Origin of the sequence: Pseudomonas sp. PS01298 (assembly GCF_029959745.1) — a bacterium.
Classification (GTDB): Bacteria; Pseudomonadota; Gammaproteobacteria; order Pseudomonadales; family Pseudomonadaceae; genus Aquipseudomonas; species Aquipseudomonas aylmerensis.
The window spans coordinates 1-6,558 of the sequence record NZ_JASCPP010000191.1 but is presented as its reverse complement, the minus strand read 5'-3'; the positions used below and the strand labels follow the sequence as shown (position 1 = coordinate 6,558).

Genomic DNA, 6,558 nt, shown 5'->3' with positions numbered 1-6,558 from the left:
GGATCAGTCAATCAATCTATCGACTGACACAGCGCATTCGCGAGCAAGCCCGCTCCCACATTGAGTTCAGATTACCAAGTCAACATTCAGCAGCGCCGAGCCCAGGCATTTGCCATGGGCATCCAGCGCCAGGGAGCGGGTCACGCCACCGCGCAGGATCCCCGGCAAGACGAAGTTCAGCGCCTGGACAGTGGGCAATTCATAACGCCGCACCGGCGCAGCACCCGGTTCCAGCAGGCCGGCAAAGAACTCGGCCACGCGTTCGGCCGTGAGCTGCTCACACAGCAACGGGTAATCCTCGGCGCGATAGGCAATGATCGAGATGTTCGAGGTGTCGCCCTTGTCCCCGGTCCGGGAGTGGGCCAGCGTGTGCAGTTTCATGCTTCGATCCTCGGGTTGACCGCGCCTCGCGGCAGCAGCAATGACGCCACCGCCACCACCTGGCGCACGCTTTTACTGGCACCGCCGCCGCCGGACGGGCCGTTGGTGTAGAGGGTTTCCACTTCATTGCCGATCCGTACCGCTTCGCCACGCTCCTCGCATCGAGCCGCGACGCGCAAGCGCACTTCCCAAGGCTCGACACTGCTGCGCGGGCCGTGGAGCGAGTCCATGCCGATCAGCTCGGCGCGCACGTCCTGCATCTTCACGCCGGTTAACGCCAGACGCTTGAGTACGACATCCCGCGCCAATTGAGCCCGTGCGACGGCGCCGGGGCCGCCGTAGGACATCTGCCCTTCGCCGATCCAGCCATCCAGATAACCCACGCTGACCTTCAACTGTTCAGGTCGCGCGCGACCCGCGGCGCCCTGGGCGCGCACACGATCAACCGCTTCCTCGACAAAACCCACCTGGGAAAAATCAGCGGTCACATCAGGCGTCAAATACGCCGCGGGATCATGCACTTCATAAATCAGTTGCTCGGTGCAGGTCGCACGGCTGACCCGTCCACCTGAGCCTGCAACCTTGGTGATCAGCGCTTCGCCCTCGGCATCGATCTCGGCCAAGGGGAATCCCAGGCGCGCCAGGTCATCCACATCCTTGAAGCCCGGGTCGGCAAAATAGCCGCCACTGACTTGCCCGGCGCATTCGAGCAAATGTCCAACTAAAGTGCCGCGACCCAAGCGCTGCCAGTCATCCGCGGCCCAGCCGAACTCGAACATCTGCGGCGCGAGGAACAGCGAGGGGTCGGCGACACGTCCGGTAATTACCACATCGGCGTCGGCGCGCAGGGCTTCAAGGATGCCCTCCACGCCCAGGTAGGCATTGGCGGAAATCAGCCGTTCGCCGAGTGAACCGACGGTCTGGCCGTTATCCAGCACTTGCTCGGGCTGCAACGCAGCCAAGACATCGTCGCCCACCACCGCGACCACCTTGAGGCGCAGGCCCAGCTCGCTGGCGATGCGCCGCACTTCAATCGCCGCCGACACCGGGTTGGCCGCGCCCATGTTGGTGATTACCCGCAGGCGGCGACGCCCGGCGCCCTCCCCCACAAACGGCAACACACGGCGCATGCGCTCACTGAGCAGCGGGTCATAGCCGCCGTCGGGATCCGTGATCCGCGCCTGTTGCGCCAGGGCAATCGTGCGTTCGGCCAGGCATTCGAAGACCAGGTAATCCAGATGGCCCTGTTCAGCCAGTTCCACGGCGGGTTCGATACGGTCGCCGGAATATCCGGCACCGGAACCGATGCGCAAGGTTTTCATCTCAAATCACTCCCAGGAGCAACGCGGTCAGGGTCATCAACACCGACGCGGCAAACAGAAAAGGGATGGTGAAGCGCTGGTGATCGGCCAATTCGATCTTGCACAGGCCCACCAACAGGAAGGTTGCGGGGGTCAGCGGGCTGACCGGGAAACCGGTGGTGTGCACGCCCAGCAGCGAGGCCTGGGCCACCTGCAACGGGTCGACACCGAGGGCCTTGCCGACTTCGGCGATCACCGGCATCACGCCGAAATAATACGAATCGGGGTCGAACAGCATGCTCAACGGCATGGAGATAAAGCCCACCACCGCCGGGATCAACTTGCCGTGGCCGGCCGGAATCTGCGCCACCGCCACTTCGGCGATCGCCTTGAGCATGCCGGTGCCTTGCATGATGCCGGTGAACACCCCGGCGGCGAGCAGGATACTGGCCATGGTCAGCGCGGTTTTCGCATGGGCATCGATGCGGGCGCGCTGGGCGTCCACATTCGGGTAGTTGATGCACAGGGCCACCACGGTGCCGAGCATGAACATCACCACCGGGTCGACCCAGCCGGCGATCATCACCACCATCACCAACACAGTCAGCACCAGGTTGACCCAGAACAGCCGAGGCCGGCGCAGCTGGATGTCGGCGTCGCTGAGCACCCGTTGCGGCACGGCATCCACGCTGGAACCGGCGCCCAGGCCCAGGCGTTTTTCCTCGCGGCGGCCGAGCCACCAGGCACAGGCGAAGACGAAGACCAGGCCGACGATCTGCACCGGGATCAGCGGCTGGAACAGATCCGCCACCGGCACATGCAGTGCCGCCGAGGAGCGCAGCACCGGGCCGGTCCACGGCAGGAAGTTGACCCCGGCGGCCATCGCGCAGACACAGGCAAGGATACGTTTATCAATGCCCAGCCGCGTATACAGCGGCAGCATCGCCGGCACTGTCACCAGGAAGGTCACCGCGCCGGAACCGTCGAGGTGCACCAACAGGGCCAGGGTCGCGGTACCGACGACAATCCTTGTAGGACGCGTCCCTACCGTGCGCAGGATGCGATCAATGATGGGGTCGAGCATGCCGGCATCGGTCATGATCCCGAAAAACAGGATCGCGAACACAAACATGCCCACTACGGGGGCGACGTTCTTGATACCGGTAATGATGAAGGCGCTGGTTTGCAGGCCGAACCCACCGAGCAACGCGGCGATGATCGGCAAGGCGATCAGGGCCACCAGCGGCGAGAGGCGTTTGCTCATGACGGCAGCGAGCAGGCACAGGATGGTGATGACACCCAGGGTAGCGAGCATGGGTTACTCCAGAGCGGCCTTTGCGGCCGGTTATTGTTTTCCCCCGAGTATTGGAATCACGTTACCCTTTGTAAATTGGAATGTTCAGCAAGTCATGTTCGTAAAAACAAAACGCTCGAGAAAAACAACAATGAAAAATTCGATCCAGCATATCCAGGCGTTCCTCGCGGTGGCCCGTACCGGGAGTTTCACCAAGGCGGCCAACGAACTGCACCTGTCACCTTCGGCGCTGACCGTGCAAGTCCAGCAACTGGAGGATTGGCTGGGCGTTGCCCTGCTCGACCGCAGCCCGCGCCATGTGAGCATCACGGCCGCCGGCCAGGACGCGCGCGGCCCTATGGAAAAACTGCTGCTGGACCTGGACAACATTGTCACCGGTTCCCGCGACCTGGCCGCCTTGCGTCGCGGCGTCGTCACCATCGCCGCCCTGCCCTCGGTCTGCGCCGGCACCCTGCCACCGGCCCTACGGCTGTTTCGCGAACGCTTTGGCGGCATCGAAGTGCGCCTGCACGACCTGGTGGCCCATCGCATTCATGCCCAGGTACGTGCAGGCGAGGTCGATTTCGGCATTGGTGTACGCGCACGGCTCAGTCACGGCCTGGCGTTTGTGCCGGTGCTCAATGATCGACTGTGCGCCTTCGTGCCGCTGGACCATCCCCTCACTCGCCATCGCCAGCTGACCCTGGAGCAACTGGCGGACCAGCCGATCATCCTCACCGGGCGTGACAGCAGCGTGCGGGAGCAAGTGGATGCGTTGTTTGATGAGACGCAGCTGACGATGAACGCAGGCATGGAGGCCAACTATATGTCCACGGTCCTTGCCTTGGTGCGCCAGGGGCTGGGCATCAGTGTGCTGCCGGAGTCGGCGGCGGACAGTTTGGCAGGCTTGAAGCGCATCAACATCGATCATCCCGGCGTAAACCGGGAGATCGGACTGATCAGCCGCAGCGGCATGAGCCTGAGCCCAGCGGCGCAGCGCTGTTTTGACCTGCTCAAGGCCCAGATGCCCTCCTTGTAGGAGCCCGGCTTGCCGGGCGCCTACAGATTGAGGGCGTTCAGTCGAGCATCGCGACGTGCTTGGGGTGGCTGGCCACACGCGCCAACCACGCCTGCACGCCCGGGTACGCATCCAGGTCAAAACCACCTTCCCGGGCCACGTGGGTATAGGCATACAAGGCCACATCCGCGATGGAGAACTGGTCGCCCACCAGGTACGGCGTCAGTTGCAGCTGGCGTTCCATGACCTTGAGGGCTTTGTAACCGCCCTTGTGCAGCTTCTTGTATTCCTCGAGGCGCTCCTGCGGCAACCCCAGGTAAAACTGGATAAACCGCGCCACCGCAATGTACGGCTCGTGGCTGTACTGTTCGAAGAACTGCCACTGCAACACCTGCGTGCGCAGGCGCGGCTCGGTGGGCAGGAATTCGCTGCCGTCGGCGAGGAAATTCAGGATCGCGTTGGATTCCCACAGGCAGGTGCCGTCTTCGAGCTCCAGCACCGGGATCTTGCCGTTGGGGTTCTTTGCCAGGAATTCGGCGGTCTGCGTATCACCCCTGAGGATGTCCACATCCACCCATTGGTACGGGATGCCCAGCAGGTTGAGCATCAATTTGACCTTGTAGCAGTTGCCCGACTTGTAATCGCCATAAACCTTGTACATGGGGCTCCCCTTATGCCGCTTGCGCGTGCTGTGCTTGACGGACCATTGCGGCCAGGCGCTTGAGACCTTCGTCCAGACGGGACGGGTCGATATGGCTGAAATTGAGTCGCAGTGAGCCCAGGTGCTGGTCCGGCTCGGAAAAGAACGGTTCACCGGGCATGAACGCGACGTCCTGATCGAGCGCAGGAGCCAACAAGGTGCGGGTGTCGAGCGGCTGTTTCAAGGTCAGCCAGAAGAATAATCCACCCTGGGGCACTTGCCAGTCGGCCAATTCGCCGAAGTGACGCAGCAATGCCGCCTGGAAGGCATCGCGGCGCTCGCGGTAAAAGCTGCGCAATTGCACCAGGTGTTGCTGGTATTTCTGCGTGCCGATCCACTGCATCGCTTGCCACTGGCCGACGCGGTTGGTGTGCAGGTCCGCCGACTGCTTGAGCTTGAGCAAGTGCGGGAACAGGTCCGGGCTGGCGATCAGGTAACCGACGCGCAGTCCCGGCAGCAAGGTTTTGGAAACCGTGCCGGTGTAGATCCAGCTGGCTTTGTTCAGGCGGCCGACGATGGGCTTGGCGCTGCCACCGTCGAAGGTCAGCTCGCGATAGGGTTCGTCTTCGATCAGGGTGACGCCGAATTCATCGAGCAACACGGCGACAGCCTCGCGCTTGGCCTCGCTGTAGCGCACGGCGGACGGGTTCTGGAACGTCGGGATCAGGTAGATGAACGCCGGGCGATGGCGCTCAAGGTTGGCGCGCAAGCTGGCCAGGTCGGGGCCGTCTGCTTCCAGCTGCACCGTGAGGCAATCGGCGCCGAACAGTTGGAAGATCTGCAACGCGGCCAGGTAGGTCGGGCCTTCCAACAGGATTTTCGTGCCCTTGTCGATATACAACTTCGCCGCCAGGTCGAGGGTTTGCTGCGAGCCGCTGACCACCAGTACCTGGCTCGCCTGGCACGGCACCCCCAGGGCGCGCGCCTCGGCCGCCAGCAACTCGCGCAATTGCGGCTCGCCCTCGCTCATGCCGTATTGGCCGATGTTCAGCGGCATGCCCTCCCACTGCAAGGCCGGCAACATGGCCTCCGCCGGCAGGCCACCGGCGAACGACATCACTTGCGGGCGCTGGGCTGCCGCGAGGATTTCACGGATCAAGGAGCTTTTGAGGCGCGTAACACGTTCAGAGAAGGCCATAAGGTCACCGGTAGCAAAGCCTGTGGGAAATACGTCAAACTGGTTGACCGAAATTACGACAGCTTGAATGGATACGTCAACATGCTTGACCTTAAAAACCAGGGCAGCCAGCAAGAGGCGATGCAAGCGTTCTTCTTCGGCTACCAGGCGTTCACTGCCAAAGCCGATGAAATGCTCGAACGCCGCGGCCTGAGCCGGGTGCACCAGCGCATCGTATTTTTTATCGCGCGGTACCCGGCCTTGAGCGTGAAGGAGTTGCTGGAACTGCTCGGCGTGAGCAAGCAGGCGCTGAACATGCCGTTGCGCCAATTGCAGGAAATGCACCTGGTCAACAGCGTTGCGGCGCAGACCGACAAGCGCAAACGCCTGCTGGAACTGACGGAGGAAGGTATGCGGTTCGAGCAATCACTGCGGCGTGAGCAGGTGAAGCTGTTGCAACGCGCGTTCAGTGAAGCCGGGGAGGAAGCCGTGGCGGGCTGGTTGGCGGTGAATCAGGCCCTTGCCGGGCAGCCTTGATTGCTTTGCAGATGTGCTTGTGGCTGTGGCTGGACTTGTGGCAACCACTGGATAGGTGGTTGTGGCAACAACTGGATCTGTGGCTGTGGCACTGACTTGTGGCGAGCGGGCTTGCCCCGCGTTGGGGTGCGAAGCAGCCCCAATTCAGTCACTGCATTCTTACAGACAGAACCTGCCAGCAGGTTTTGGGGCTGCTGCGCACCCCAACGC

Annotated in this window: 7 protein-coding genes; 2 read left to right on the top strand and 5 right to left on the bottom strand. The window is 62.6% G+C overall.

The genetic code is table 11. The features are described from left to right. Positions 1-66: 66 nt before the first annotated feature. The 3 genes from QMX97_RS31245 to QMX97_RS31235 are packed head-to-tail and all read right to left on the bottom strand — an operon-like array spanning position 67 to position 2,997. On the bottom strand, positions 67-381 hold the full coding sequence (locus QMX97_RS31245) for a hypothetical protein (RefSeq protein ID WP_282398197.1): 315 nt from the start codon (positions 379-381) through the stop codon (positions 67-69). After that, complete coding sequence (locus tag QMX97_RS31240; RefSeq protein WP_282398196.1) at positions 378-1,703, bottom strand: acyclic terpene utilization AtuA family protein; 1,326 nt, start codon at positions 1,701-1,703, stop codon at positions 378-380. The genes QMX97_RS31245 and QMX97_RS31240 overlap by 4 nt, the downstream gene beginning before the upstream one ends. A 1-nt stretch (position 1,704) precedes the next feature. Further along, positions 1,705-2,997 carry a citrate:proton symporter gene (locus QMX97_RS31235; RefSeq protein WP_262132059.1) on the bottom strand — a complete coding sequence of 431 codons (1,293 nt, stop codon included), beginning with the start codon at positions 2,995-2,997 and terminating at the stop codon, positions 1,705-1,707. Between the two features lie 130 nt (positions 2,998-3,127). Here QMX97_RS31235 and QMX97_RS31230 point away from each other — a divergent pair, with 130 nt between their 5' ends. Continuing rightward, entirely contained in the window at positions 3,128-4,015 is an 888-nt protein-coding gene (locus QMX97_RS31230; RefSeq protein ID WP_065903398.1) for a LysR family transcriptional regulator, read from the top strand. Positions 4,016-4,052: 37 nt separating this feature from the next. Here QMX97_RS31230 and QMX97_RS31225 read toward each other — a convergent pair whose 3' ends face one another. Both QMX97_RS31225 and QMX97_RS31220 read right to left on the bottom strand, forming a co-directional pair. Next, positions 4,053-4,655: a glutathione S-transferase family protein gene (locus QMX97_RS31225; RefSeq protein WP_106803062.1), complete on the bottom strand. Its 603-nt coding sequence runs from the start codon at positions 4,653-4,655 to the stop codon at positions 4,053-4,055. Between the two features lie 10 nt (positions 4,656-4,665). Beyond that, positions 4,666-5,832: a PLP-dependent aminotransferase family protein gene (locus tag QMX97_RS31220; RefSeq protein WP_282398195.1), complete on the bottom strand. Its 1,167-nt coding sequence runs from the start codon at positions 5,830-5,832 to the stop codon at positions 4,666-4,668. A gap of 81 nt (positions 5,833-5,913) precedes the next feature. Between QMX97_RS31220 and QMX97_RS31215 the strand changes: the two genes are divergently transcribed. Next, a complete protein-coding gene (locus tag QMX97_RS31215) occupies positions 5,914-6,348 on the top strand; it encodes a MarR family transcriptional regulator (protein ID WP_065903407.1) in 435 nt (144 codons plus the stop codon). The last annotated feature ends 210 nt before the right edge of the window (positions 6,349-6,558 follow it).